This window comes from Streptomyces sp. P9-2B-2 (assembly GCF_030406865.1).
Taxonomy (GTDB): Bacteria; Actinomycetota; Actinomycetes; order Streptomycetales; family Streptomycetaceae; genus Streptomyces; species Streptomyces platensis.
The window spans coordinates 7303316-7328238 of record NZ_CP129126.1 but is presented as its reverse complement, the minus strand read 5'-3'; the positions used below and the strand labels follow the sequence as shown (position 1 = coordinate 7328238).

Below are 24923 nucleotides of genomic sequence, written 5' to 3'. Positions count from 1 at the left end.
TCTGCTGTACTCCCCTGCGGCTAATTTGGGTGCGGGCAGGTACGCAGGCCCGTGGTGGCAGAGGTGCACGAGGGACGGGAGGTCGGGAAGAGTGTCGCTGCGCGCAGGTGATCCAGCCGAAATCGGCGGCTATCCGCTGGAGGCGCGACTCGGCTCGGGTGGCATGGGCACGGTCTTTCTGGCCCGTACGAGTTCGGGTCGTCCTGTCGCGATCAAGCTGATCCACCCGCAGTTCGCGGCGGACGAGGAGTTCCGCCTCCGCTTCCGGCAGGAGGTGGCGGCGGCAAGGCGAGTGAGCGGCGCGTTCACCGCTGCCGTGGTCGACGCCGCCCCTGAGGCCGAGCAGCCGTGGATGGCGACGACCTACATCCAGGGGCACACGCTCGCCCGGCGCATCGCCATGAAAGGCCCGATGAGCGGAGCGGAGCTGCGGAGGCTCGCCATCGGGCTGGCGGAGGCGCTGCGGGACATCCACCGGGTGGGGGTCATTCACCGTGACCTGAAGCCCTCGAACGTCGTGCTCTCGCCCGAGGGCCCACGCGTCATCGACTTCGGCATTTCGCGCGCCGTGGACCAGCAGACGCTGACGATTACAGGGCGGGTCATCGGTACGCCGCCCTTCATGTCGCCGGAGCAGTTGCAGGCGCCGCGCGATGTGGGGCCGCGGTCCGATGTCTTCTCGCTGGGGACGCTGCTGGCGTACGCAGCGACGGGCCACGGGCCCTTCGACGCGGACAGCCCGTACATAGTTGCGTATCAGGTGGTGCACGGGGAGCCGTCGCTGGAAGATGTGCCGGTGGCCTTGCGCACGGTCGCCGAGTCGTGCCTGGCCAAGGAGCCCAACGGGCGCCCGTCGGCGGACGAACTCCTCATACTGCTTCGGGACCTGCCGACCGACCTCGACCAGATCGACGCGAGGGGAGTTGGCGCGGGCCGCACCCGTGACATGGCCACCGAGCATCACTTCGCGACGCCGGCCACCCCGACGCCGGCCACCCCCACACCGGCCACCCCGACGCCGGCAGCCCCGACCACCATCCCGGCCGGTCCCGATACGGGGAGCGCCGACACCTCCGTCGGCCGCCGATCGCGTCTGCGATGGCGTCCCGTGTTCGCGGCCGCGGTCGCGATCGCGGTGGCAGCGATCGGTGGAGGAGTCGCCGCACTGACGGCGGGCGGCTTCGGGGGGAACAGCGGCGGCGACAAGGGCAACAGCCTTGCAGCGCCGGGTGCCGCACTTCCGGACGGCTTCGAGCCGTGGCACAAGGCCGTGCCCGGCGGTCGCCCGGACATCCCCGACGAGCTGCGTTGCGTCGTGCGCGGCGACGCGCTGTTCTGCGGGGGCGGCAGTGTTGTCGCGGCCCGTATCAGGGCCAGGGACGGCTCGCGGGTGTGGACGGCGAAGAGCCCCGGCGTCCCCGTCAACGGCGTGCACCTGGTGGGCGCCACCGACGACACGGTGCTCGGTTACCGCTTCGCCGCCCAGGACGCCCCGCAGGGCCCTCCGAGCGAGGTGGTGGCCCTCGACGCGAACAACGGACGGGAGCTGTGGTCCGTGCCGTCCGGCGCCCAGTCGACGGCCGTCACGGGTCGGACCCAGGACGCCATGGTGGTCGGTTCCGACGTCGTGACGGTCGACGCTTCCAACTCCCGCTTTGAGGCCCGCAACGCGCACAGCGGTCAGGTCACATGGACGTCGCCCTTCCCAGCGGGTACGCAGTGCGCTCCCGTCCTGGTGCGCCCACAGCTCGTCGCGATGTGCGCGAAGGATGCGGAGGTGAATGCCTTTTCAGTGCGCCACCCCACCCTGTACCCGGTCGACCGCGCCTCGGGGACACTGGGCAGGCCCATCGCGGTCAACGGCCCCGCCGTGCCGATAGGCGTCGCCAACGGCAGGCTCGTACTCCTGCAAGTACACATGGAGGGAACGGATCCGGCCGGCTACAACGGGGTGGCGCAGGTCGACCCGGCCTCGCGGAAGGTCACGTACTCCCGACTGGCCCAGACATACGAGGGGACGCCCGGCATGGCGGACAGCACCGTATATGTGAGCGGGCAGACCGGTCTCGTCACCGCACTCGACCCCGCGACCGGCCGGAAGAAGTGGTCACGGCAGACTGGCGTGGAGGGCGCGTCGGGTCCTGGTGCGGGAGCGGACGCAGTGTATTTCAGCTCGGCCACCGGCCGGGTGGTCGCGCTGTCGCCGGACGACGGCACATTGCTGTGGACAACAGATCCGCAGGTCGATGGTTTGACGGGCGAGCAGGGTGCAAGCCCACGGGTGACTCTTGCGGGGCGTGCGGTGATCGTGACCGCGGCCAAGAACAGCGTCTTCGCTTTCGACGCGCAGAAGCCGCCGAAGTCGGGCTGACCCGGCGGCCGGACGGCGGCAGGGCTGATGCTCAGCGGTGCGTGCTGCGCCCGTCGTCCCGGCCTGCCCTCAGATGACCGCCGGCGTGTGGCGGGCCGGGCAGGAGGGCCGGGTGCCCCGGCCCTCCTGCCCGGCTCTGTTACTGCCAGCCCTGCTTCACCTCGGCGGGGGCGGTGTTCCAGCTCTTGGGTATGAACGTGACGACGTAGGCTCCGCGGTCGAAGTCCGCGTACCCGGCGGACCAGTTCCGGAACTTGCTCTCGTACACGTTCATGGGGCCCATGCCGCCATTGGGCGCGTGATAGTGGTTGGCGTGGGTCCAGATGGTGTTGTCGGCATCCGCTTCTGCCTGAGCCCCGAACCAGCCGTAGTCGAAATTGACCCAACTTTCGCCAGGTTTGGCGGGACTACGCGGAATGTTCCTGTCCCTCGACATGTCGACCAGGCCTGTGCCCTGGCCGGGGCGGAAGGCATCCGGGTCGCCGTACTTCCTCTTGTCGGAGGAGCCCCGCTGGTCCTGTCCGCTCCAGAAGTGCTTCGAGTAGACCACCGCCTTCATCTTGGATGGGTCGTAGTTGCCGCCGTCCCTTTCCTTGAAGGACGGCGTATTCCTCAGCGCCGAGTAGAAGTTCGAGCGGCTGTCCTCGTAGAGCAGAGCGTCGTTCTTGTTCGTGAGCTCTGTCTTGAGGTGGTCGATGTAAGTCCCCTCGTCGTGGGCGTTATCCAGGGCCTTGTTCATGACGGACGCCACCTCACGCGCCCGCTTGAAACCCTTCCCCTCGTCGAAACTGTCCTTGGCGATACGTCCCTCGAACTCCGCCTGCGTCTCGTTGGGTCGTGGCCTGCTGTTTTCCAGGTCGTTCTTGTACTTGTTCTCGTCGAAGTTCGCGAACGCCAGTTTGTTCGTCGGGTAGGGGCCCGAATTGACCCAGGTGACGCCGACGCAGCCGTAGGACAGCTGCTCTCGCTGCTCTTCGGTCATTTGCTGTTGGTTGCCGCCGCGTTGACTGTAGACCTGCTGCCATTTGCGTATGTAGTTACTGACGACCGTAGTGGCCCGGCCCCCGTAGGCCCGGTATGCGTCAGGCATCCGGTTGAGCGGCTCGGCGGGAGGGGTCACCCTGTCGTCGGCGGCGTCGGGGGCCCGGAAGAGCGCACTGGCGCTCGGCGGTAATTCCGTCGGGGAATTGCCAGGTTGACCCGCAGTCAGAGCCCTTTTGTTCAGTGCGTTGATGTTCTTGACGTCCTCCGCCGTCAGGTCGTGCGTTTCGGCGTAGGACCCCTCCCATTCCCCGTCGCCGCCGCTGTCGGCATGACTGACCGACGGCATGACTCCGGCGGTGCACAGCACCACACCCACAGTGGCGATGGCGAGTAAACTCCGGCGTTTGAACATGGAAATCAGTAACTCCCTTGTGGTGGATTCTCGTGAAACGGGGTATGCGAGCGAACGACGCAATGAGCGGTTTGCGGTAAACAGCCGCTCCGGACCTCAGCCGCGCTGTCCTGGGTCGCTGTGCCGGCGCCCGGATGGAACGCCGCCACGAGGCGGAAGGAGATGCGGCAAAGGCGGGAGATGGCGGTGGCGGTGCGGTCGTCGCCGGTCATGACCTGGTGGCCGGCGGGCCGCCCGGGTCGGGCGGCACCGGTGCCTCGCTACATCAGCGTCGCCGCCGAGGGGACAACGCGGGCCCGGGGGCGACGGGGGTCGGGGCGGCCGCCTGGGCTCCCCGGGCGAGGGGCAGGGCGGGGGCCGCGGTGACGGCGACGGTTGGGAGAGCACGGAAAGCGGTTGGGCGTATCACGTATCGGCTCCTGGATGAGTGATCAGGTTGATACGAGCAGTGATCATGTCGCCGCGCCGGCTCCCCGGCAATGTCGCGGTCTTAAAGTCGGCCAATCTGTCACGTAGGCCTTATCTGGCCATGCAGAAGCCGGCCCACAGCGGATACCGGGCCTTGGCGGGCGGTTGCGGTGCGACGTCGGCGAGGCGGTCCGGAGACCAGGGTCGACAGGGGCTTGGGTGCGCCCGCCTTCGGTGCGGGGAGGAGCCGCGGTGCCATCGAGGGCTGTGCCTCTTGGCGTCCGTAGGGACGGCCGGTATCCGAGGGGTTCGCCCTTGCTTTCGGGCCCTGCGGTTCTCCCGGCCGCCGGCACTACGGTGCTGGAGCGCTGATCGGGCAGTGCGGCCGTCGCACTGCCCGATCACGCGTCGCGGAACGCCCCGGCGCGGGCGAGGGGTTATGGCTCGATGGTGAGGGGCTTCTCGGCGCGCAGATCGCTGACGAAGCCGTCCTTGACGGCGCGGATCCAGTAGGCGTGCGTACGGGCCGCAGGGGGGATGTCGGAGTCACGCTCCAGCTTGCGGTCAGTCGATGTGGCGCGGACCGGTACGTCGCGTTGGAACGTGTAGGGATGCCACAGTCCGATCTCGCTGCTGTAGAAGGGCTTTCGCTCCATCAAGAGGACCTGGTCCGGATGGTCCGCGGCCGGCTTCCAGGTGACGCGGACGGTGTCCGCGTCGAGGCGGTCGACAGACGTCATCGCCGGTGCCTTGGGAATCACCGAGGTGGCGGCGGGCTTGAGGGCGTCGCTGTGGATCGTCCGCGGTACGGACGGGTCATAGTGCTCCGGGTTCTCCAGCTTTCCCGTGACGCGGAGCGTGGTGGGGCGCTGGTCCGCGCCCGCGCACGCATCGACCTGGGTGACCTTGCGCCAGGCGCCGGAGACTCTCACGTCGTCCTCCGCTTGGATCTTCAGCCCGCGCGCGGCGCCGCCGACGGCCCCGCTCACGGAGTAGGCGTAGCGGGAATCGTGGGAGCGGACTATCTGGTAGCCGCACCGGTCGAGGGCCGCGGCACGCGCGGTGATCGCCGACCGTAACGACGGCGCGTCGCCGACGGGTCCGGCGGGGGACGATGAGGCGGCCGTGGCAGCGCCTGCGTTCGAGGCGAGGGCCCCGAGACTCAGCGCGCACGTGGCGATGACGGCAGCGATACGAGAGGGCATGCATCCTCCGGTGACATCCAGGCAGAGCCGCTTGGCAGTTGGCGTGCTGGGACCACCCCAGCCGCCTGTCGGGCCCGGGCACGGAACGTCTCCGATGCAGAACACCTCGGAGGTGCCGTGGGCCCTGATCGGGGTCACCGATCAGAGCTGGACGCTACCGGCCGTCAACAGTCAAAGCCAAGTAAACGAGAAGCAAAGCAGAGGTTTCGCGTCAACTTGCTTCATCTGACGCCCGGTTGTCCGCCCACGGTGATGCTCGCAGGCGCGCACCCCAGAAGCCGGGCGGACACCGGCGGGTCAATCCCCTGCGAAGGTCGGCGATCGGATGAGGCGCGTGAAGCATCTCCATATGCCCCTGCATTCCCTCAACGGCCCATACAGGTAAGCGGCTTGACGTGATGAAGTCACCTATCCGCAGTGCCAACGGAGCCTCAGGACCACTGTCCGTATCGAGAATTCGTGTGACCTGGACCAATCCGCTCCTCAACTGCCGTTATTTGACACGCCGAATGACGGACCCGGCGGCACCGGACATTCCAACTCACCGGATATGTACGGCCCATATCGTGATGTCACCTCAATTCCGGCACAGGGGGGCACATTAGGGGGTGCCCATGCCTGCCGTTTCACCCGCCTGTCACACTTTGAGGGCAGGCTGAACCACTTCCGAAATGGACACGTGGTCACCAGTGATACCTATGCCGCACCGCCCCGGGGAGATTCATGACGCGCCGATGGTCGCTTATCACCACGATCGCTGTATTGACCGTCGCGTTGGCCTTTGTCGTCGTCCAACTAGTGCGCGGTCAGGGGGCCGAGGAGTCCGGGAAGAAGCAGGCCGGGCCGGGCCCGGGTGCCGACGCCGGGTCGCTGCGCGGGATCGGGTGGTGGCCCCTGCACCGGTCCGGCACCGCGAAGGCGGGTGCGCACGACGCCGTCGTCAAGGGCGGCGTGCAGTGGACCGACGGCCCCGGGGGCGGCGCCCCGTCGACGCGGTAGCCGCCGGAGTGCAGCAGCGTGGTCGGGGTGCCGTCCTCCAGGCGCTCGACGGTGACCTCGTTGCCGTTGCGGTCGTGCCAACCGCTCAGCCAATACAGGCCGTTCTCGTCGTCGGGGTGATCCGCGAAGGTCCGCACAAGACCCGTGTGCGGGTCGGCGACGCGATAGGTGGCTCGGTCCTCGGTGCCGGTTCCCGCACGGGCCAGCGGGAGACGCGGACCTTCCTCGGGCAGCACCCCCTCGTGCTCGCCCGATTCGGCACCGGGAAGCCCCGCATAGAACAGAATCGACCCGTCCTCACGGGTCCATGACACCCGCCCCCGCTCGTTGACCTCCAGGCGCTCGTCGAGGGTGGAGGCCCAGGAGGGGCCGAAGAACTGGCCGTAGCGGTAGGACGACAGATACGTACGGGAGACCGCGAGCGGCAGGATGCCGGGCAGCGCCAGATCGGTCTGCTGCAACAGCATTTCGCCGCTGGCCACATCGACCGGGTCGGTCGCACACTTGCGCTTGTCGACGCCGCGGCCGGTGAAGCGGGAGCCCGGCGACTCGACGGAGTTGGGTTTGACGTTCTTGAGGGCCGAGCCGATCCCCTTGACGCCCTTGAGGAGCGCGCCGCCGCCCGCGACCAGGCCGACGACGCCGAGGACGATCTCGCCGATGTCCCAGTCGCCGGTCTCGGCCATGATCGACATATTGATGCCCAGTGATGCCGCGCCGGCGACGACGGCGCCGATCGTCAGGGCGATGCCGAGCCCCTGGAGGCCGGGTATCAGCAGTGCCAGCACGCCGAGCACGGCGCTGATGATGGCGAGGGCCTTGCTGAACGCCTTTTTGATCTTGTCCCAGAGGCTGTAGCCGTCGACGGATTCGTCGCGGGCGTCGTCCAGTTTCCCGGCGGCGACGGCGGCGTCTTCCTCGCGGACCTGGCGGGCGTCCTCGGCGAGCATGCGGGCGGCGTCGAGGTCGGCCTGGGCGTCGTCGGCCTGCGCCTGAGCGCTGGACTGTTTGCTGTGGGCCTCGTCGAGGGCGCGGCGGGTGCTGGCGCGGGCCTCCTTGTCGTCCGGCGGGTGCTTTTGGCCGTCGAGGTGGCTGATGTCGGCGCCGGCCGCCTTGACCACGTCAGTGGCGGACTCGAGGCGGTCCTTGGCCTCGCGTCCCTTCTCCAGGGCGTTGTCGGCGTTGCGCTGCTGATCACGCAGCGAGTGGACGTACGTGTCCAGGGCGCCGGCGGCCTGGTCGTAGGAACTGTGCAGCTTGCGTACCTGGTTGGCCAGGTCGCCCAGCTTGTCCCGGAGTTTGTCCATCGTCTTGCCCTCGCCGACCTGGTTGTTCTCCAGGCCGGAGACGAGGGGCAGGGCGTCGCCCGCGTTGTCGGCGACGGAGCGGTACTGGCGGGCTAGATCGCCGAGCATGTCCGCATCGCCGGGGGTCGGGTCGTCCGAGAACCCGAAGACGTCTTCCCAATCGGACACCGCTGGACGCGCCATGGCCGCGACCTCACTTTCCCTGTTCTGCGTCGGTCGTGTCGGCTGCGTCGCTCGTGTCGGCCTGGCCGTCGAAACGGAGCGACTCCGCGATCGCGTCGAAGACCTCGTAGAACTGCTCCGCCAGATCCACGTTGGGAGTGGAGCTGGCGATCACCAGGTAGTCGTGGGTGTGGGGCACCGGAACGAGGGTGTGCCGCACCGCGGTGGGAACCCGCTTCCCCTGGTAGTTCACGTCCTCGACGCGGGAGATCCGCCCGGCCGCCCCGGCATGCGGCAGTTCCACCAACTCCACCTCGCCGGGCGGCAGTCCGGTGCCTTCCGCCTCGGTGCCGAGCTGCACGCCGGCGGCCATGACGAGGTCCGCCAGATCCTCCGACTCCCCCTCGGGAACGGTGATCCGCAGCACCACCGTCGTGGCGCTGAGCACCAGCGGCCCGCTGCCCGCGCGGAGAATCCTGATCATTCCCGAGGCTCGCAGCGCACCCTGCGCATGCGCCTCGCGGGCGATGCGCCGGGTGTTGCGGATCAGCCCGTCCACCTGCTCGCGGGTGAGCTGGGGGGCCTTCTCCACCTGTGCCTCGATGCGGCGGCGGATCGACGCGTCCCGCGTGCTCGGGTCGAGGTCGAGATGCCACCACGAATCGGGGAACCTCAGGCTGTATTCCGCGGGCGCGGCCGCCTCCGGCTGCTCCGTGGTCGGTTCCGACATGGCGCTGTTCCCTTCGGCGCGACGTTCCTCCGTCACGCGTCCTGCTGGTCTTTGTCCAGCGACTTGATGGTCTCGTCGTCCGTCTGCGTGAAGTTCTCGACGATCGTGTCCGTGTTGTCGGCGAACGTCTTCACGTTGTCGTGAACCCGCTCGTGACCCGCCACCCACGCCTTGTCGAACGCGTCGAGGGCGTCCGCGAGCGTGCTGTCGCCGGCCAGGCTCTTGAAGTCCCCCGCGCCGCCGGTGGCGTTGTAGAGCGTCGCGGAGTTCCCGATCAGATCCCCGATGTTCTGGAGCTCCTTGACGGTGTCCTTCAGGTCCTGCACAGGCACGCTGATGTTGCCCATCGGTGTCTCCTCTCTTGTCCCAGCCGCCCGGCCCCGCCCTCACAGGGAGAGCGGGGCCGGACGATGCCGGGGAGCTTCAGCCGATGGAGCCGGACGTCTGGTCGTCGGTGTCGACGAACGCGTCGGCGACCTGCTTGATGAACTCGCTGACGCCCTGCAGGCCCTCGATCGCCTTCTCGGTCCCGTTCTTGTACTCCTCCCAGTACGGACGGAACTTGGACTCGGAGCCGGGGGTGGCGTAGGCCGCCTCGACCATCTCGTCCATCTTGGTGTTGGCCTCGTGGAGGCTCTGCTGCATCAGTTCCTTCTGGTTCTGCAGCCAGGTCGACGCCTCCCGCATCTCGTCCGGGCTGATCTTGATGTTGCCGCCGGCCATGCCGATTCCTTCCCTCGCTGCGTATTGCCGCGGCCGTCGGGGCCGCACACACGGGGCTGTACGGGGCATCTGCCGAAGCGGTTCACGCCTGTTGCACAACGGTGACGAAGCACCCGGCGACCCGCTGACCTTGTCAGCGAACCTGGTCGCTCTTCGGCCCGGTGCCTTTGATCCTGGCCGGAGTTCCGTCCGGGGCGAACGAGTGGTGGAAGGTGAAGGCGTGTGGCGCGGAGCCGTGGTCGTGGAGGTGCTCCAGCCCGGCAACCCCGTCCTGCCAGGCGGGTATCGCGCCGTCGGAGACCCACCAGCACACGTAATTAGGGTGTTCTGGCCTTTCGAACCAGTCGTAACGCCTGTTCAGCGCCGCACGGTGCAGACCGGTGTAGACGGCGTCGAAGGCGGGGCGCAGGTCGGTCCAGAGTGAGAGGGTCGCGGCCAGGGCCGTGGTTTCCACCGTGCGGCCTTTCCCGTACCAGGCCGGAACAGCAAACTCTCCCCATGCACCCCAGTCCGCGTCGAACAGTGTGCCTCGGCTGTGGTCTGCCGGTTCAGCATGAGCGATATATCCGGGGTGCTGGCCGATCTCCCGGTAGACGGCCTCACCAATCTCGTAGAACTCCTGCGTAAGACGTCCGGGATCGGCGAGAGGTGACTTCAGGACGCCGAATGTGTACAGAGCAAGATGGGGCATGCGTCTCTCCCTGGTTGGGGGTGCCTGGTGCGGACCCGGTTCGGTGGCTTACGCATGGGGGCGAGAATTCGTGGGGCGTGACCGACTCATCCCGTCGCGGGTGGCCCAGCCTGAAGGAATCCCCGTGCGGCCGTGGGCGACCACCGAAGACCAGGTGAAGGTAGCTGCCTCTGCGAGCCCTGTCGAAGTTGCGATTTCCCTGTCCAAGTGGCCTCGTGCACAGGCTTTTCCGGGAATTCGGGCGGTGGCGCTGCCTGAGGACAGTTGCGGTAACTCGCCTGGGAGGTCTCATGGGACGGCCCGTCCACCAGGGCGGTGGACGGGCCGTGGAGTAGTTGGGTTCTCAGCGCTGCGGGTCGATTCCCACGGAGTAGAGCACCTTCCCATCGATGTCGCGCAGCCGTACGGTCATGACCTCGGACGAACTGTCGATGTCGACCTCGCCGAAGTACTGGTACCCGTACGCCGGATTGTTCTGCACGGCGTCCGGGGCGAGGGCCTGGAAGCGCACCTGGGGGCCGAAAGTGCCGTCGAGCCTGTTGGGCTGGTCCGCGACGATGGCGTTGAGCGGGCCGGAGACGAACTCCCAGAACGGCGTGAAGTCCTGGAAGGCCGCCTTGTCCGGGTCGTAGTAGTGGGCGGCGGTGTAGTGCACGTCCGCGGTGAGCCAGACCGTGTTGGCGATGCGCCGCCGGTGGATGAAGGACAGAACCCGGGCGATCTCCCCTTCGCGGCCCAGCGGAGCGCCGCCGTCGCCCTGCGCTATCGCCTCCTGGGCGGCGCCGTCCGGCACCACGAGCGCCAGCGGCATGTCCGCGGCGATCACCTTCCAGGTCGCCCGCGAGGCCCCCAGCTCACGCTCGAGCCATGCGACCTGCTTCGCGCCCAGAATCCCGCCGTCCGTGGCGGATCCGGCGTTCGCGCTGTTGGCGTCCCGATAGGAGCGCATGTCGAGTACGAAGACGTCGAGGAGCGGCCCGTAACGGATGACCCGGTGGACGCGGCCGTCGCCGCTGGGCCCCGTCTCGATCGGCAGATACTCGAAGAGCGCCCGCCGGGCGCGAGCGGCGAGGACGTCCACGCGCCGCTCGGTGTAGCGGGTGTCGGTGAGCACTTCGCCCGGATACCAGTTGTTGAGGACCTCGTGGTCATCCCACTGGTTGATCTGCGGAACGGCCGCGGCAAAGGCGCGGAGGTTCTCGTCCATGAGGTTGTACTTGTGCTGGCCGCGGAACTCGGCCAGGGTCTCGGCGACCTTGGACTTCTCCGGGGTCACCAGGTTGCGCCAGATGCGGCCGTCAGGGAGGGTCCGGGCCTCGGGGATCACGCCGTCGGCATACCAGAAGTCGCCACTGCACAGGAAGAAGTCCGGGTCGCGCTCCGCCATGGCCCGGAAGATGCGGTAGCCACCGGCGTCCGGGTTGATGCCCCAGCCCTGGCCGGCCAGATCGGCGGACCACACAAAGCGCACATCGTCGCGGACCGCGGGCGCCGTGCGCAGCCGGCCGGTCGCGGGCTCGCCCTCGAGCGAAGCGTCGCCGGGGTCGGCGAGCCGCACCCGGTAGTGGACGTCCCTCCCGGCGGGCACCCCGGACAGCTTGACCTTGCCCGTGAAGTCGGTCTCGGCCGTGAGGACAGGGCCAGGTATGGTCACCGACCGCGCGAAGTCGGGGCGGGTGCTCACCTCGACCGCCATCCGGGCGGGCCGGTCGGCCCGGGTCCAGACGACGCCCCCGTGCGCGGTGACGTCGCCGGTCTGCACTCCGTGGGTGAGGGCGGGACGCCCGCTGCGGACGAGGGCCGGCGCGGCGAGAGCGGGTCTGGCGTTCGCGAGGGCGGCGGGCAGGGCGACTCCGGCGCCCAACATAAGGCCGGATCGCAGGAGTTGGCGTCGCTGGAATGTCATGGTCAGTGCTCCCTGGGTGGCTCGACGGCACGCATCTGCATGACTCGCGCATGTCTACTCCCCCGCGGGAGCCGGCACCCCTCGGCTCGGTGAATGGGCTGGGGCGCCGGGCCTAACTAGCCAAGCCGGCGTCGCCAGACTCAGGGCTCCGACATAGCCTTGGGAGCCACTCCCCGATTCGGCTGGAGGCCCAAGGACACGGGTTACTACCTGTGCCAGCTGGCCCCCAGCGCGGCAACCAGAACGAGCACAGGAGCATCGTCGGGGCCGTCGATCCGGTCTGCAGGGTCTTTCTCACTCACCGGCCCCGCTACCCGGCCTCTGACGCCTTCCCCTGACGCCCGGGTCAGGAAGCGCCGCCGGAGTGTGCCCGCCGGCCACACCCGAAGCGGAGTTTGCGCAGGTCAGGGCCTCACCGCCTAGGCGACGTAGACAACCAGATAACCGAGCTCGTCGTAGCTCACCATGATCCGCAGGTATGGACGCGGGTGCCTGTCTCGTGATCAGGACCAGGGCGTCTACCGGCCCATCAAAGCGGCCTTGCAGGGTGTGTCGATATCTCACTCACCCCCTTCGCGCTCTCAGATCTCACCAACCTCGCCTGGCTCGGCGGAAATGCCACCGCGTGGCTGACAGGCTCCGGCACCGCAGCGCCTTACCAGCCCATCGGAGCGCTCCTCCGTCCCGACCAGCTGTGGCCCGGCCTCGACCACACCGCGCCGCCGTTCTGCACCCGTATCGCCCCCATCGCCGTCCTGGTGCTCGCACTCAACCAGGCCGGCATCACTACCAGGCTCAACGCTTCCACCCCGGTCATGCAGTTGCTGGACGGCCGCGGTGGCATCCCGCGCGATCGACTGGACGGCGTGCCGGCCGATGTGCCGCGTCTCGTCGGACGTGACTGAGCGCACAAGCAGCGGTGCGGGCCTCGGTCCCAACCGGTGCGGGTGTCGCGACTTCGGCGCCCGCACCGGATGGCCACCGCGTATCCCGTTTTCAGGGGCAGCCCAAAGCAGTGAGCCTCGACGTCACGACGGCCAGATGGTGCGAGGTCGCCCAGGCTCGCCACTCCGTCCCGCCGCCTGCTTTCGCCCGCTGCCGTTTCGCACATTCCTCAAGACGAGCGTCTCCCCACGACGTACCCGCGCCGGTGGGCGGCCAGTAGGGCGAGGAGACCAGGTCACGGCTGAGGGTGAAGAAGTCGTCGTTGCCGGGACGGGTCTTTGGATAGACAAAGACCTGCCAGTCTGCCGCCGTGGTGTAACGCATGTTGGGATGCGGAGCCCCACGAGCCTGCAGCGGCATTCGCGGGTGCGTCACACCGAAGTCGCCGAAGTCAGGCACTTCTCCACGCCACTGGTCGCGCACCTGCTTCCAGAGAAGCGCATCTTCCCTCACTACCGCCGTTGCTCGTCCGCGCGGGAAATTCGTCAGATTGACCGGGAAGGCGCCGGCAGCCACGCACTCATGGCGCCAAGGCCACTGCGTCATGTGCTTGAGCGTGTCCAGCACCTCAACTGCCAGTGCCGTCCTTCCGCCCCGAGAATGCACAGGCCCAGCGTCAATGATCAGATCTATTTCCTCCGGCGCAGCACGGAGTGTGCGGAGCATCTCGCGTACTCGCTCATCGTCCGGGCGGCGTTCTTGTGCGTCACGAGCCGACGAGATGCGTAAACAACCGCCCTGCTGGTGCCACGCCATCACCGCACGAACCTCGGCGAGCGTCTCGTCGGTATCAGTACCTCTGAAGACCGGGCACATCGCGACCTGTCGCCAGCTCAGCGACTCGCCGACCCTCACCATCGGACCGCCCACATCGCCCTTGAGTACCTGCGCTGCCGGCAAGGCTCCGCAGTCGACCGTGAGGACCATTCCATTCGGAACATCCTCCATGGCACGCTCACAGAAGGTCTCCAGAAGATCCCGAACGTCGCAGTCGGGCACAACCTCCATCACCGGACGAATCTGGGACTGCACCTCCGCCGACGCATGCCCCAGTGCCAGAAACTCCCCCGCCTTGCCCTTGAGAATGGGAACGTAGGCCACCGGCTCCCCCAAGCACAGCACGCACTCAACCAGTTGACGTACCAACCACTCTTCTCAGAATGACGCATCATTCCCATACCCGACAGAGTCTCGAATCAGCCATTCCGGCTCAAAGTGGGGTGAACGCCGCGAGGTCGGCCTCATCCCGTACACCGGAGCACACAACGCGGCAGCGAAAAACTTGGTGTGCGGGGCCGACGGAACCAGGTAATGTCCGTGTCATGTTCTTCCAGACGCCGATTTACGAGTGAGAGCGTGATGGGCCCCTGCTGACGTCCTTCGTCGTCGCCGCGCCCGTCCCCCACCGATGAATCCGTAGATCACTTCACATCATTCCGGGAGAACCCGTGAGCAAGAACATCAACAACCCCGTGGGCATGGGCGGCGGCCAGCGCAAGAGGCTGTCCCGCGCCGAACGGCAGAACAACGGTCCGCACCGCAACCTCGACCGCCAGGGTGCCGCCGACCAGAAGGCGGAGCTGGTGCGCAAGATGCGCGAGAAGGCAGGCGCAGCCGAGGGCGCCGGGCAGACGGGCGACGACACCGCACAGAGCTGACGCACCGCCGCCGCAGGGCGGCACCGCACGGGGCAGGGCCCGGACCGCGACGCGCGGTCCGGGCCCTGCTGCCGCATCGGGGCCCTGCTGCCGTACCGGGCGCGGCCGCTCCCGCTCAGCTCGCGGCCGACCACCCGCGCCTCAGCCTGCCACCCGGGACAGCCGCAGATTCAGCAGCCCCGTCACCGCCACCACCCCGGGCTGCACCAGCAGCGTCACCACCAGCGCGTTCCCCGTGCCCCCAGCCCGGCCGGCAGCAGACTGGGGAGCAGGTCCACGAACCCCAGGGTTGATGATGCTTTCCGCGCCTCCGGTCGCCTAACTGCGCGGTCAGGCGGATGCACTCGCCCGGGAGATCCGCGAGGTCGATGTGCGTATCCAGCGTACGAACCGGGAGGTCGAGCTGTCCTCGCTCGCGTGGAAACCCGAAGCCTGGAAGGCCACCGCCGCGCCGGGAACATCCAGGCCGGTCGGCACGGTTGCATCGACCGAGGGACCGGCGCCGCACGGGCGGGGAAAACGGAGACCACAAGGTCGTCCGCCCCACCAGGATCCGGTCCCCAGGGTCGCGGTACACCCGCCGCGCACTGGAACAAGACGTATTTCTGCAGGAGGACTGTTTCATGACTGGCCGGCCCTTGACGCTCATGGCAGTGCACGCCCACCCCGACGACGAGGCCACCGGAACCGGAGGGGTCCTGGCGCGGTATGCGGCGGAGGGCATCCGCACGGTTCTCGTGACGTGTACCGACGGCGGTTGCGGTGACGGACCGGGGGGTGCCAAGCCGGGCGATCCCGGGCACGATCCGGCGGCCGTCGCCCTGATGCGCCGTCAAGAACTCCAGGCGAGCTGTGAAGCCCTGAAGATCAGCGATCTGGAAATGCTGGACTACGCCGACTCCGGGATGATCGGCTGGCCGAGCAACGACGCCCCCGGATCCTTCTGGCAGACCCCCGTGGAGGAAGGCGCCGCCCGACTCGCGGAACTCATGCAGCACTACCGACCCGATGTGGTCGTCACCTATGACGAGAACGGCTTCTACGGCCACCCCGACCACATCCAGGCCCACCGCATCACGATGGCGGCGCTGGAGATGACCGCGCTGACGCCGAAGGTGTACTGGACGACGATGCCCCGCTCGATGATGCAGCGGTTCGGGGAGACCATGCGCGAGTTTCAGGAGGACATGCCGGAGCCGGATCCTGCCGAGGCCGCCGCGATAGCCGAGATCGGCCTCCCCGACGATGAGATCACCACGTGGGTGGACACCACTGCATTCAGCGGTCAGAAGTTCGACGCACTGGCCGCGCACGCCAGTCAGGGCGAGAACATCTTCTTCCTCAAGATGGGCAAGGAACGGTTCGGCGAGCTGATGGGCATGGAGACCTTCGTACGTGTCCAGGACCCCACCGGCGCAGCCGTACCCGAGAACGATCTCTTCGCCGGACTGCGCTGATCCGCCCGTCCGACCGAGGCCCGGAAAAGCTCATCGGCCGCACAGCGCGATCGGGCGGACACATCCGGAGGCTTGTCCACGCGAGTTCCGCTCCGGCAGCCCGCATCCAGCCACTCGCCGGCCGCGTCAACGCGTACCCGGGCCCGGAGCCCCGGGCCCGTCCGGATCGGGCTCCTCGTGGTCCTGCTCCCCGCTCGTGCGGGGAGCAGTCGGCTGCGCAGGCCGACGAAGGAACCTGCTGAGACCATTCCCGCGACGCTGAGGGGGCAGCCCGGTGATGCCCGACCCGAGGTCCTGGGTGGTCTGCTCCCCGCGCTCGCGGGGATGGTCCCACCGAGACGAGCCGGGCACCGCTCTGCGCCACGAGGATGTCGCTACGTGCCCGTCAGGCGTCGAAACGGCCGCGTGCACTCTCGATGTGACCGAGGTGCTGGTGGGTCCAGCCGCATATGGCGTCGACCGCGGTGCGCAGGGCCCGGCCCGGCTCGGTGAGCCGGAAGGGCGAGCACCGTGGCCACCATTGATGTCTTCCACTACAACGTGCCGGCCGAGAGCGACTTCGGCTACTCACAGGCGATCAAGTCCGGCGAGCTGATCCACGTCTCTGGACAGCTCTCGTTCGATGAGGCAGGCGAGTTCCTCTACGCGGGCGACTTCACCGCCCAGCTCAAGCAGACCTACGCCAACATGGACAAGGTCCTGGACCACTACGGCACCACCCGGAACCAGGTCGTCTCGCAGACCCTGTACGTGGTGAACCTGCGGCAGAATGCCGCGGCGACGGCGGAGGGCAACCTGGGGTACTTCGGCGACCACCGCCCGGCCAGCACGGTCTTGGGCGTCACTGAACTGACCTTGCCCGGCCAGGTCATCGAAATCAGCTTCGTCGTCGACACGAAACTGCCCGCTTGAGGTCTCCTCCTCGTACGTCCCACAGCCCTCTGGGGGCTCCGTTCGGCGACGGCTTCCTGGCGGTCGCCGAGCAGGAGGCCCGCCAGGAAGCCGGCCGCGCAGGGCGCTCTCCTCCTGCTCGTCGGAGGCTCGTGCGCATCCGTCTGTCAGCCTTCCCGGATGAAGCCCTCCCGCACCAGCCAGTCCTTCGCCACCTCGTGCGGGTCCTCTCCGTCCACGTCCACCCGTGCGTTCAGCCGCTGGGCCTCCGCCCCCGTCAGCCGCTTGGTGATCGGGGTGAGGAGGTCGGCGATGGCGGGGTACTTCCTCATGGTGGCGCTGTTCATCTCGGGTGCGGCGTTGTAGTTGGGGAAGAAGTGCCGGTCGTCCTCCAGCACCTTCAGCTTGAGTTGGGGAATGCGGCCGTCGGTGGTGGCCGCCACGCCGAGGGCGCAGGCCGCGCCCTCGGCGACCTGGGTGTAGACGACGCCGTCGTCCATCTTTTTGAAGTTCCCGCGCCGGAGGGCGAATCCGTACGTCTTCGCCACGCCCGGCAGGCCGTCCTCGCGCAGCGAGAACTCGCTTCCGCCGCAGATCGTCGCCGCGCCCGGGTCCTTCTTCGTCAGACGTGCCACGTCGGAGAGTGTGCGCAGCCGGTACTTCTGCGCATTCGCCTGGTTCGCGACCAGCGCGTAGGTGTTGTTGAGCGGGGCGGCATGCAGCCAGGTGATGCCGTTGCGGCGGTCCTCCTCGCGGACGGCCTTCCACTGCTCGTACGGGTCGACGACCCGCTTGGTGTGACCGAGGTAGGTGATCCAGGCCGTGCCGGTGTACTCATACATCCCGTCCGCCGCACCGGACTTGACCGCCTCGCGGGCACCGATCGAGCCCTGGATGTTCGTCCGGTCCAAGACTTCCGCGCCGGCCGCTTTGAAGACCAGTCCCATGATCTGGCCCAGGATGATCTGTTCGGTGAACTCCTTGGAAGTCACGGTCAGTTGGGCGCCGTCCAGCGGTCTCCCCTTCCCGATGGAGCCGGGCTGCACCGAGTCGGCCAGCGGGCTGCCGCTGGTCAGTCCGCAGCCGCTCAGCCCTGCGGCGGCGAGCAGCAGGGCGCCCGCGACGGCCGTCCGTACCTGGGCCAGGCGCATCAGTCCACCTCCAGGCCGCGTGGGCGTAGCAGCAACCCGACGGGCGTCCCCGGCCAGTCCATGATCAGCGGCATGGCGACCGTCAGTACGAAGCCGAGCACCGGCACCGGCATGCGCTGGTGGGTGATGCCGGAGGGGCCGGCGTCGCGGTTCGGACGGTCAGCACGAGCGCGGTCCGTACGCCTGGTGCGGCGGAGCGCCACAGCCGGCCGGTCGGGCCCGGCGGATCGGGCGGATCCGCCGGGGCCCGCGGCGCCGGATGTCGGGGAGGTCGGTTCGACGATTTCGGCAGAGTCAGCCACGGATCCCCCGTGAGAAGGTGAGCCGTCCGATCAGCACGTACCCGGCGTCGAACGGCAGGACTGGGACGACGATTCCGAGCGTCCCCGACAGTACTTCGTTGAGCGTGTTCGCACTGCCAGGCTGGAGATCCCGCGCAAGATCTGGTTGCCAGGCCCGGGCCCTGAGGCACAGGCCGCGATCGCCGCGATGCTCATCAGCATCTGGGTCCTCATCTACCGCACCGAGTGGGCGGGAAACCTCGCGTCACCACGACCGCAAGCATCCTCACCGTCCCCTCCCTGGCTCTCCTCAGCCTGCTCGTCCCGGTCGTTCGGCGTGATCCGGCCATTGCGCGTGAAACATCCCCGTCCGCCGATACCAGCAGCCGATGATGAGCGGCCGGCGGGGCCGAACCCGTCGCGACGAAGGGGGCTCCTCCATGAGACCAGGCCGCAGCAGAGCCATGGCCGCCACCGCACTCGCACTGGGAGCGCTGCTCACCACGGCGCTTCCGGCGACCGCCGCGGAAGGCCGCGGCCAGGCCTCCCGCTGCACCCCCGCCCTTCATGTCCTCGACCGGCTGCCGGGCACCGGCGCCGGGTCCTGGGGCAGCGAAAGCGTCAACGACTTCGGCACCGGCGGCCTGTCCGTCGGCCGGTCCGCAGGGCTTCCTGCCTACTGGACGGGAAGCACCGTGCACCGCGTCCCGCTCCCGTCCGGGTACGACAGCGGCTCGGTCGCCGCCGTCAACCACCGCGGCCTCATGGTGGGCAGCATCCGGGGCCCGGTGGGTGTCGCCGCCTTCAGCTACCGGGCCGGTGCCTCGGCTGTACGCATCCTCCCCGGCGGCACCTACGCCGCCGACGTCAACGACCGCGGGACCGTCGCGGGCGGCAACGACAGTTCGGACACCGCCTATCTCTGGAGCGGCGCCACCATCACCCGGACCCTCACCGTCAAACCCGGGCACACCCATGTACGCATACGCGGCATCAACTCCCGTGGAACGGTGATCGGACACTCCTGGTACTGGGACGGCACGAGCGAGGTGAGCGGCAGCGTCGGGCTGGTCTGGCCCGGTGGCACCAAAGGTCCGGGACGGGATCTCAAGCCCATCGAGATCAACAGCGACACGGACTGGTACCCGTCCGCCATCGACAACCACGGACGCATCGTCGGTGAACGCACCTACGCCCACCAGGACCTGGCTGCCGAGACCTACTGGGACGCCCCCTACACCAAGGACGGCATCCACATCCCGGGACTCCCCGCTCACGAGGGCAAGGGCTGGCTCAACGACATCAGCCCCAGCAGCGGCGTGGCCGTCGGCACCGCGATGTTCCCGTACGGCATCCCGCCGACCACCCCCATCGACCAGGCCCAGATCTGGCCGGGCTCCGGCCCCGTTCGAGCCCTCCCCGGCCTCGCCCCCGACGGCCCGGCCGGCGCCGAGGCCATCAATGACCAGGCCAGGGCGGGAGGTTGGGCCTACGACGGCGATCCCTACGACGGCGCGGGCACCCCGCACCCGGTGATCTGGACATGCGCTCTGGCCTAAGGGCCGTCCAGCAATCCCCGGTGGACGCATTCGACCCGTACCTGGGCGTCGAGTTCGAGGCCGGGGGAAAAAAGCGCCGGCCGCAGCGTGAGATGGCGACATCGGGGCCGCAGGCTGGAGGGCCCGGACGCCGAACTGGTGCCTGGTGCGAGTCAGTTCAGGACGAGGGGGCTCCCGGGCACGCCTTCTCAGCTCTGAACGCGTTGGTCATAGTCCCTTTGGTGCGCCCGGATCTCGTCCGCGTGGTTGACCGTCCAGTCGTACAACCGGCCGAACGGCTCCCGCAGGGATTCGCCGAGCGGGGTGAGGGAGTACTCGACCCCGACCGGAGAGGTGGGCAGCACGCGGCGCACAACCATTCCGTTGCGCTCCAGGCGGCGCAGGGTCTGGGTCAAGACCCGTTGTGTCACGCCCTCAAGACGGCGCTTGATCTCGTTGAACCGAGTGGGCTTGTCAAGGACTGCCATCACCATCATCGACCACTTGTCAGCGATCTGGTCGAGGATCGGGCGGCTGGGGCAGTCGGACCGGTAGACGGGGTCGATGCCGGCGTCGGCGCCGGTTTCAGAAGTGGCCATGTCGGTATCCTCCGCGATCCTTGCGATGCCGAAAGTGCGTTATTGACGCCGGTCGCCCACCATCGCACCGTAAGTATGCGTCAGGAACCTAGATGCATACCAGGTACCGATCGGAGATCTTCATGAACCACGACGCCTACGCGACCCTGCGGGTGAGCCTCGAGGAGGGCATCGCCCGCGTCACCCTCGACAACCCACCGGTCAACGTCCTGAACGTCGCCCTGATGGCCGACCTCCGGCACCTGCTGACCACGCTGCGGGACGACGACTCGGTCCGGGTGATCGTGTTCGACAGCGCCAGCCCGGAGTTCTTCATCGCCCACGTCGACATGACGCTCGTCGACACGCCGGACGCCTTCGACACGCTCGCGGTTGACCTTCCAGACGGCGTCAACGTCTTCCAGGCTCTGGGGGAGCTGCTCCGGCACCAGCCCCAGGTGACTATCGTCAAGCTTGCCGGGATGGCGCGCGGCGGAGGGGCGGAGTTCGTCACAGCCGCGGACATGGCGTTCGCGGCGATCGGTCGCGCCGGCATCGGCCAGATCGAGGCTCTCATGGGCATCGTCCCCGGTGGAGGGGGCACGCAGTACCTCGCCGGCCGGGTCGGCCGCCATCGCGCCCTGGAGGCGGTGCTGGGCGCCGACCTCTACGACGCCGAAACCGCGGAGCGCTACGGCTGGGTCAACCGGGCCGTTCCCGCTGACGAACTCGACGGCATCGTCGACCGCCTCGCCCGCAACATCGCCGCCCTGCCCGAGGGTGTGATCGCGGCGGCCAAGCGCGCCATCGTCCCCGAGGACCTGGCCGAGGGGCTCCTGCGGGAACACGACGCCTGGGCGGGCCAGTTCGTTCGCCCCGCGGCCGAGCGGTTGATCCGCGGCGGACTGGCCAACGGCGCCCAGACCCGTGACGGCGAGCGCGAACTGGAGGGCCTGCTCCGAGGGCTGGCCGGATAAGGCCCTCGCGGCGAACCGCGAGGGCCGGGGCAAGCCCCGCTACACCTTCCGGACCCAAGCCGTTGACCAGGCACCACACCCAAGTCCGGCGGGCGTACTAGCGGCGCCCGTGCTCGCCCTTGTTCGTGAGAGGCGATTCAGGCGATGTCGACAAGGAGATCGCCTCCCTCCACCTGCTGGATCTGGTTGATGGCCAGCCTGGCCACCCGTCCGGCCTTCGGGGCGGTGATCGCGGCTTCCATCTTCATTGCCTCGATGGTGGCCACTGTGGTGCCGGCCGCCACCTCGTCGCCCTCGGCCACCGCGAGCGTCACCACTCCGGCGAACGGCGCGGCGACGTGGCCCGGCTTGGTCCGGTCGGCCTTCTCCGTCACCGGTACGTCGGCGGCCGCTGCGGTGTCGCGTACCTGGATCGGCCGCAGCTGGCCGTTCAGGGTGGACACCACGGTGCGCATACCGCGTTCGTCGGCCTCGCCGATGGCCTCCAGCTCGATCAGGAGCCGTACGCCCGGCTCGAGATCGATGGCGTACTCCGTTCCGGAACGCAGGCCGTAGAAGAAGTCCTTGCTGTCCAGCACGCTGGTGTCGCCGTAGGCCTGACGGTGGGTCTCGAAGTCGCCCGCCGGCCCGGGGAACAGCAGCCGGTTGAGCGTCGCGCGGCGGTCCTGCTCCAGCCCCGTGTGGTCGTCCGCGGTCAGTTCCTGCACGGGCCTGGGTTCGGCGCGGCCTTCCAGCGCCTTGGCGCGGAACGGCTCCGGCCATCCGCCGGGCGGGTTGCCCAACTCGCCGCGGAGGAAGCCGATGACGGAATCGGGGATGTCGAACTCGTTGGGCGTCGCCTCGAAGTCCGCCGGCTTCACCCCGGCGCCCACCAGGTGCAGCGCCAGGTCCCCGACCACCTTGGACGACGGGGTCACCTTCACCAGACGGCCGAGAATCCGGTCGGCGGCGGCGTACATCGCCTCGATGTCCTCGAAGCGGTCCCCCAGGCCGAGCGCGACTGCCTGCGTACGGAGGTTGGAAAGCTGTCCGCCGGGGATCTCGTGGTGGTACACGCGGCCGGTCGGCGAGGCCAGGCCCGCCTCGAACGGCGCGTAGATCCTGCGGACGCTCTCCCAGTACGGCTCCAGGTCCCCGACCGCCTTCAGATCCAGCCCGGTGGGCCGTTCGCTGTGGTCGGTCGCGGCCACGATCGCCGACAGCGAAGGCTGCGACGTGGTGCCGGCCATGGAGGCCACCGCACCGTCCACCGCGTCCGCGCCGGCCCGGATCGCGGCGAGGTAGGTGGCCAGCTGGCCGCCCGCGGTGTCGTGGGTGTGCAGGTGCACCGGCAGGTCGAACTCGCGGCGCAGGGCCGAGACGAGCTTCTCGGCGGCCGGCGCGCGGAGCAGCCCCGCCATGTCCTTGATGGCCAGGACGTGGGCGCCGGCGTCCACGATCTGCTCGGCCAGGCGGAGGTAGTAGTCGAGGGTGTAGAGCCGCTCGGACGGGTCGGACAGGTCGGAGGTGTAGCACAGGGCGACCTCGGCGACGGCCGTGCCGGTCTCCCGTACGGCGTCGATGGCGGGCCGCATCTGCCCGACGTCGTTGAGCGCGTCGAAGATCCGGAAGATGTCGATACCGGTGGCCGCGGCCTCCTGCACGAAGGCGTCGGTCACCTCCGTCGGGTACGGCGTGTAGCCCACGGTGTTGCGGCCGCGCAGCAGCATCTGCAGGCAGATGTTCGGTGCTGCCTCACGGAGTGCGGCCAGGCGCTCCCAGGGGTCCTCGGCGAGGAAGCGGAGGGCTACGTCGTAGGTGGCGCCGCCCCAGCACTCCAGGGACAGCAGTTGCGGCATCGTCCGCGCCACCACCGGGGCGACGGCGAGCATGTCCTTGGTACGGACCCGGGTGGCGAGCAGTGACTGGTGGGCGTCGCGGAAGGTGGTGTCGGTGACCCCGATGAACGGTGACTCGCGCAGCCACCGGGCGAACCCCTCCGGGCCGAGCTCGGCGAGCCGCTGCCGGGAGCCGGCGGGCGGTTCGACGGCGGGCAGGGGCGGCAGTTTGGTGCTCGGGTCGATCAGCTCGGGCCGTGCGCCGTGCGGCTTGTTCACCGTCACGTCCGCGAGGTAGGTGAGCAGCTTCGTGCCGCGGTCGGCGGAGTGGCGCGCGGTGAGCAGGTGCGGGCGCTCTTCGATGAAGGAGGTGGTGACCCGCCCGGCCCGGAAGTCCGGGTCGTCGAGCACGGCTTGCAGGAACGGGATGTTCGTGGCCACGCCGCGGATGCGGAACTCCGCCACGGCGCGGCGGGCCCGGCCGATGGCGGTGTTGAAGTCCCGGCCCCGGCAGCTGAGCTTGACCAGCATCGAGTCGAAGTGGGCGCTGATCTCCGTACCGGCGTGCGTGGTGCCGCCGTCCAGGCGGATCCCCGAGCCGCCCGGCGACCGGTAGGCGCTGATCCTGCCGGTGTCCGGGCGGAAGCCGTTGGCGGGGTCCTCGGTGGTGATACGGCATTGCAGCGCGGCGCCGTGCAGCGCGACCGTGTCCTGTGTGAGGCCGAGATCGGGCAGCGTCTCACCTGCGGCGATACGCAGCTGCGCCTGCACGAGGTCGACGTCGGTGACCTCCTCGGTCACCGTGTGCTCGACCTGGATGCGCGGGTTCATCTCGATGAAGACGTGGTTGCCGTCACGGTCGAGCAGGAACTCGACGGTGCCCGCGTTGCGGTAGCCGATCTCCCGGGCGAACCGCACGGCGTCGGCGCAGATCCGCTCGCGCAGCGCCGGGTCGAGGTTCGGCGCGGGCGCGAGTTCGATCACCTTCTGGTGCCGGCGCTGCAGCGAGCAGTCACGCTCGAAGAGGTGGATGACCTCGCCCTGCCCGTCGGCGAGGATCTGCACCTCGATGTGCCGGGGATCGACGACGGCCTTCTCCAGGAAGACGGTGGGGTCGCCGAACGCGGACGCGGCCTCGCGGGCCGCCGCCTCGATGGACTCACGCAGCATGCCGGGGTCCTCGACGCGGCGCATACCGCGCCCTCCGCCGCCGGCGACCGCCTTGACGAACACGGGGAAGCCGATGTCGTCGGCGGCACGGACCAGTGCGTCCACGTCGCTGGAGGGCTCCGAGGAACCGAGCACCGGTACACCGGCCGCGCGCGCGGCGGCCACCGCGCGCGCCTTGTTCCCGGTCAGTTCCAGCGTGCTCGCGCTCGGCCCGACGAACGTGATGCCCGCTTCCTCGCAGGCACGCGCCAGGTCCGGGTTCTCGGACAGGAACCCGTAGCCCGGGTAGACCGCGTCCGCTCCCGCCCGGCGCGCAGCACGGACGATCTCCTCCACGGAGAGGTAGGCACGCACCGGGTGTCCCGGCTCGCCGATCTCGTGTGCTTCATCGGCCTTCAGCCTGTGCAGGGAATTGCGGTCCTCGTGCGGGAAGACGGCAACGGTTTTCGCGCCCAGCTCATAGCTTGCGCGGAACGCGCGAATCGCGATCTCACCACGATTGGCCACCAGTACCTTGCGGAACATGTTCGATCCCTTCAGCCTGCCGTTGACCGACACCGTA

General features: G+C 68.7%; 19 protein-coding genes and 3 pseudogenes. 7 read left to right on the top strand and 15 right to left on the bottom strand.

Features of this window, described 5'->3' with window-relative positions:
* Positions 1-91 precede the first annotated feature (91 nt).
* Positions 92-2371, top strand: a complete 2280-nt coding sequence (locus QT196_RS32150; RefSeq protein WP_266732045.1) for a serine/threonine-protein kinase — start codon at positions 92-94, stop codon at positions 2369-2371.
* Between the two features lie 139 nt (positions 2372-2510).
* Here QT196_RS32150 and QT196_RS32145 read toward each other — a convergent pair whose 3' ends face one another.
* The 8 genes from QT196_RS32145 to QT196_RS32110 form a co-directional block, all read right to left on the bottom strand.
* On the bottom strand, positions 2511-3767 hold the full coding sequence (locus QT196_RS32145) for a protein-glutamine gamma-glutamyltransferase (RefSeq protein ID WP_168482242.1): 1257 nt from the start codon (positions 3765-3767) through the stop codon (positions 2511-2513).
* A gap of 845 nt (positions 3768-4612) precedes the next feature.
* The gene (locus QT196_RS32140; protein WP_290356190.1) at positions 4613-5380 is read right to left on the bottom strand and encodes a hypothetical protein; all 768 of its coding nucleotides are present in this window, start codon (positions 5378-5380) and stop codon (positions 4613-4615) included.
* An 806-nt stretch (positions 5381-6186) separates the two neighbouring features.
* Positions 6187-7854 (bottom strand): DUF6531 domain-containing protein, encoded by a 1668-nt coding sequence (locus QT196_RS32135; protein WP_290356189.1) that lies wholly within the window; start codon positions 7852-7854, stop codon positions 6187-6189.
* A 25-nt stretch (positions 7855-7879) separates the two neighbouring features.
* A complete protein-coding gene (locus QT196_RS32130; RefSeq protein ID WP_168482239.1) occupies positions 7880-8578 on the bottom strand; it encodes a hypothetical protein in 699 nt (232 codons plus the stop codon).
* A gap of 32 nt (positions 8579-8610) precedes the next feature.
* Positions 8611-8925: a hypothetical protein gene (locus QT196_RS32125; protein WP_266732030.1), complete on the bottom strand. Its 315-nt coding sequence runs from the start codon at positions 8923-8925 to the stop codon at positions 8611-8613.
* Positions 8926-9001: 76 nt separating this feature from the next.
* The gene (locus QT196_RS32120; RefSeq protein ID WP_168482238.1) at positions 9002-9301 is read right to left on the bottom strand and encodes a WXG100 family type VII secretion target; all 300 of its coding nucleotides are present in this window, start codon (positions 9299-9301) and stop codon (positions 9002-9004) included.
* Between the two features lie 133 nt (positions 9302-9434).
* On the bottom strand, positions 9435-9992 hold the full coding sequence (locus QT196_RS32115; protein WP_168482237.1) for a DUF3291 domain-containing protein: 558 nt from the start codon (positions 9990-9992) through the stop codon (positions 9435-9437).
* Between the two features lie 343 nt (positions 9993-10335).
* The gene (locus QT196_RS32110) at positions 10336-11898 is read right to left on the bottom strand and encodes an alkaline phosphatase D family protein (protein WP_290356188.1); all 1563 of its coding nucleotides are present in this window, start codon (positions 11896-11898) and stop codon (positions 10336-10338) included.
* Between the two features lie 758 nt (positions 11899-12656).
* Between QT196_RS32110 and QT196_RS32105 the strand changes: the two genes are divergently transcribed.
* On the top strand, positions 12657-12803 hold the full coding sequence (locus QT196_RS32105; protein ID WP_168482235.1) for a hypothetical protein: 147 nt from the start codon (positions 12657-12659) through the stop codon (positions 12801-12803).
* Between the two features lie 91 nt (positions 12804-12894).
* Here the strand turns inward: QT196_RS32105 and QT196_RS32100 are convergent, their stop codons facing one another.
* On the bottom strand, positions 12895-13944 hold the full coding sequence (locus tag QT196_RS32100) for a hypothetical protein (RefSeq protein ID WP_266732024.1): 1050 nt from the start codon (positions 13942-13944) through the stop codon (positions 12895-12897).
* Positions 13945-14291: 347 nt separating this feature from the next.
* Between QT196_RS32100 and QT196_RS32095 the strand changes: the two genes are divergently transcribed.
* Both QT196_RS32095 and QT196_RS32090 read left to right on the top strand, forming a co-directional pair.
* Positions 14292-14501, top strand: a complete 210-nt coding sequence (locus QT196_RS32095; protein ID WP_030069632.1) for a DUF6243 family protein — start codon at positions 14292-14294, stop codon at positions 14499-14501.
* A 623-nt stretch (positions 14502-15124) separates the two neighbouring features.
* Positions 15125-15958 (top strand): PIG-L family deacetylase, encoded by an 834-nt coding sequence (locus QT196_RS32090; RefSeq protein WP_168482233.1) that lies wholly within the window; start codon positions 15125-15127, stop codon positions 15956-15958.
* Positions 15959-16343: 385 nt separating this feature from the next.
* On the opposite strand, the pseudogene QT196_RS32085 reads toward QT196_RS32090, so the two are convergent.
* Positions 16344-16457 (bottom strand): annotated as a pseudogene (locus QT196_RS32085) (transcriptional regulator); the annotation flags it as partial.
* Between the two features lie 11 nt (positions 16458-16468).
* Here QT196_RS32085 and QT196_RS32080 point away from each other — a divergent pair.
* Positions 16469-16870 carry a RidA family protein gene (locus QT196_RS32080; protein WP_168482232.1) on the top strand — a complete coding sequence of 134 codons (402 nt, stop codon included), beginning with the start codon at positions 16469-16471 and terminating at the stop codon, positions 16868-16870.
* A 146-nt stretch (positions 16871-17016) separates the two neighbouring features.
* On the opposite strand, the gene QT196_RS32075 is transcribed toward QT196_RS32080, so the two are convergent.
* From QT196_RS32075 to QT196_RS32065, 3 genes and pseudogenes are all read right to left on the bottom strand, one after another.
* A complete protein-coding gene (locus QT196_RS32075; RefSeq protein ID WP_168482231.1) occupies positions 17017-18000 on the bottom strand; it encodes a glycine betaine ABC transporter substrate-binding protein in 984 nt (327 codons plus the stop codon).
* Positions 18000-18184, bottom strand: a pseudogene (locus QT196_RS32070) (ABC transporter permease); the annotation flags it as partial. The pseudogene QT196_RS32070 and the gene QT196_RS32075, both read right to left, overlap by 1 nt.
* Before the next feature lie 110 nt (positions 18185-18294).
* Positions 18295-18515, bottom strand: a pseudogene (locus tag QT196_RS32065) (ABC transporter permease); the annotation flags it as partial.
* Between the two features lie 206 nt (positions 18516-18721).
* On the opposite strand from QT196_RS32065, the gene QT196_RS32060 reads away from it, so the two are divergent.
* Positions 18722-19840: a hypothetical protein gene (locus tag QT196_RS32060; RefSeq protein WP_168482229.1), complete on the top strand. Its 1119-nt coding sequence runs from the start codon at positions 18722-18724 to the stop codon at positions 19838-19840.
* Positions 19841-20028: 188 nt separating this feature from the next.
* Here the strand turns inward: QT196_RS32060 and QT196_RS32055 are convergent, their stop codons facing one another.
* The gene (locus QT196_RS32055; protein ID WP_168482228.1) at positions 20029-20418 is read right to left on the bottom strand and encodes a helix-turn-helix domain-containing protein; all 390 of its coding nucleotides are present in this window, start codon (positions 20416-20418) and stop codon (positions 20029-20031) included.
* A 122-nt stretch (positions 20419-20540) separates the two neighbouring features.
* Between QT196_RS32055 and QT196_RS32050 the strand changes: the two genes are divergently transcribed.
* On the top strand, positions 20541-21374 hold the full coding sequence (locus QT196_RS32050; RefSeq protein ID WP_168484129.1) for an enoyl-CoA hydratase/isomerase family protein: 834 nt from the start codon (positions 20541-20543) through the stop codon (positions 21372-21374).
* A 137-nt stretch (positions 21375-21511) separates the two neighbouring features.
* Here QT196_RS32050 and QT196_RS32045 read toward each other — a convergent pair whose 3' ends face one another.
* Positions 21512-24886: a pyruvate carboxylase gene (locus QT196_RS32045; protein WP_266732967.1), complete on the bottom strand. Its 3375-nt coding sequence runs from the start codon at positions 24884-24886 to the stop codon at positions 21512-21514.
* Between the last annotated feature and the right edge of the window lie 37 nt (positions 24887-24923).

Bases quoted from the DNA above. Each gene is read 5' to 3' on its own strand.
- QT196_RS32115 (WP_168482237.1), bottom strand. From the start codon at position 9,992: ATGCCCCATCTTGCTCTGTACACATTCGGCGTCCTGAAGTCACCTCTC.
- QT196_RS32055 (WP_168482228.1), bottom strand. From the start codon at position 20,418: ATGGCCACTTCTGAAACCGGCGCCGACGCCGGCATCGACCCCGTCTAC.
- QT196_RS32140 (WP_290356190.1), bottom strand. From the start codon at position 5,380: ATGCCCTCTCGTATCGCTGCCGTCATCGCCACGTGCGCGCTGAGTCTC.
- QT196_RS32050 (WP_168484129.1), top strand. From the start codon at position 20,541: ATGAACCACGACGCCTACGCGACCCTGCGGGTGAGCCTCGAGGAGGGC.
- QT196_RS32120 (WP_168482238.1), bottom strand. From the start codon at position 9,301: ATGGCCGGCGGCAACATCAAGATCAGCCCGGACGAGATGCGGGAGGCG.
- QT196_RS32060 (WP_168482229.1), top strand. From the start codon at position 18,722: ATGAGACCAGGCCGCAGCAGAGCCATGGCCGCCACCGCACTCGCACTG.
- QT196_RS32145 (WP_168482242.1), bottom strand. From the start codon at position 3,767: ATGTTCAAACGCCGGAGTTTACTCGCCATCGCCACTGTGGGTGTGGTG.
- QT196_RS32075 (WP_168482231.1), bottom strand. From the start codon at position 18,000: ATGCGCCTGGCCCAGGTACGGACGGCCGTCGCGGGCGCCCTGCTGCTC.
- QT196_RS32090 (WP_168482233.1), top strand. From the start codon at position 15,125: ATGACTGGCCGGCCCTTGACGCTCATGGCAGTGCACGCCCACCCCGAC.
- QT196_RS32045 (WP_266732967.1), bottom strand. From the start codon at position 24,886: ATGTTCCGCAAGGTACTGGTGGCCAATCGTGGTGAGATCGCGATTCGC.
- QT196_RS32130 (WP_168482239.1), bottom strand. From the start codon at position 8,578: ATGTCGGAACCGACCACGGAGCAGCCGGAGGCGGCCGCGCCCGCGGAA.
- QT196_RS32110 (WP_290356188.1), bottom strand. From the start codon at position 11,898: ATGACATTCCAGCGACGCCAACTCCTGCGATCCGGCCTTATGTTGGGC.
- QT196_RS32125 (WP_266732030.1), bottom strand. From the start codon at position 8,925: ATGGGCAACATCAGCGTGCCTGTGCAGGACCTGAAGGACACCGTCAAG.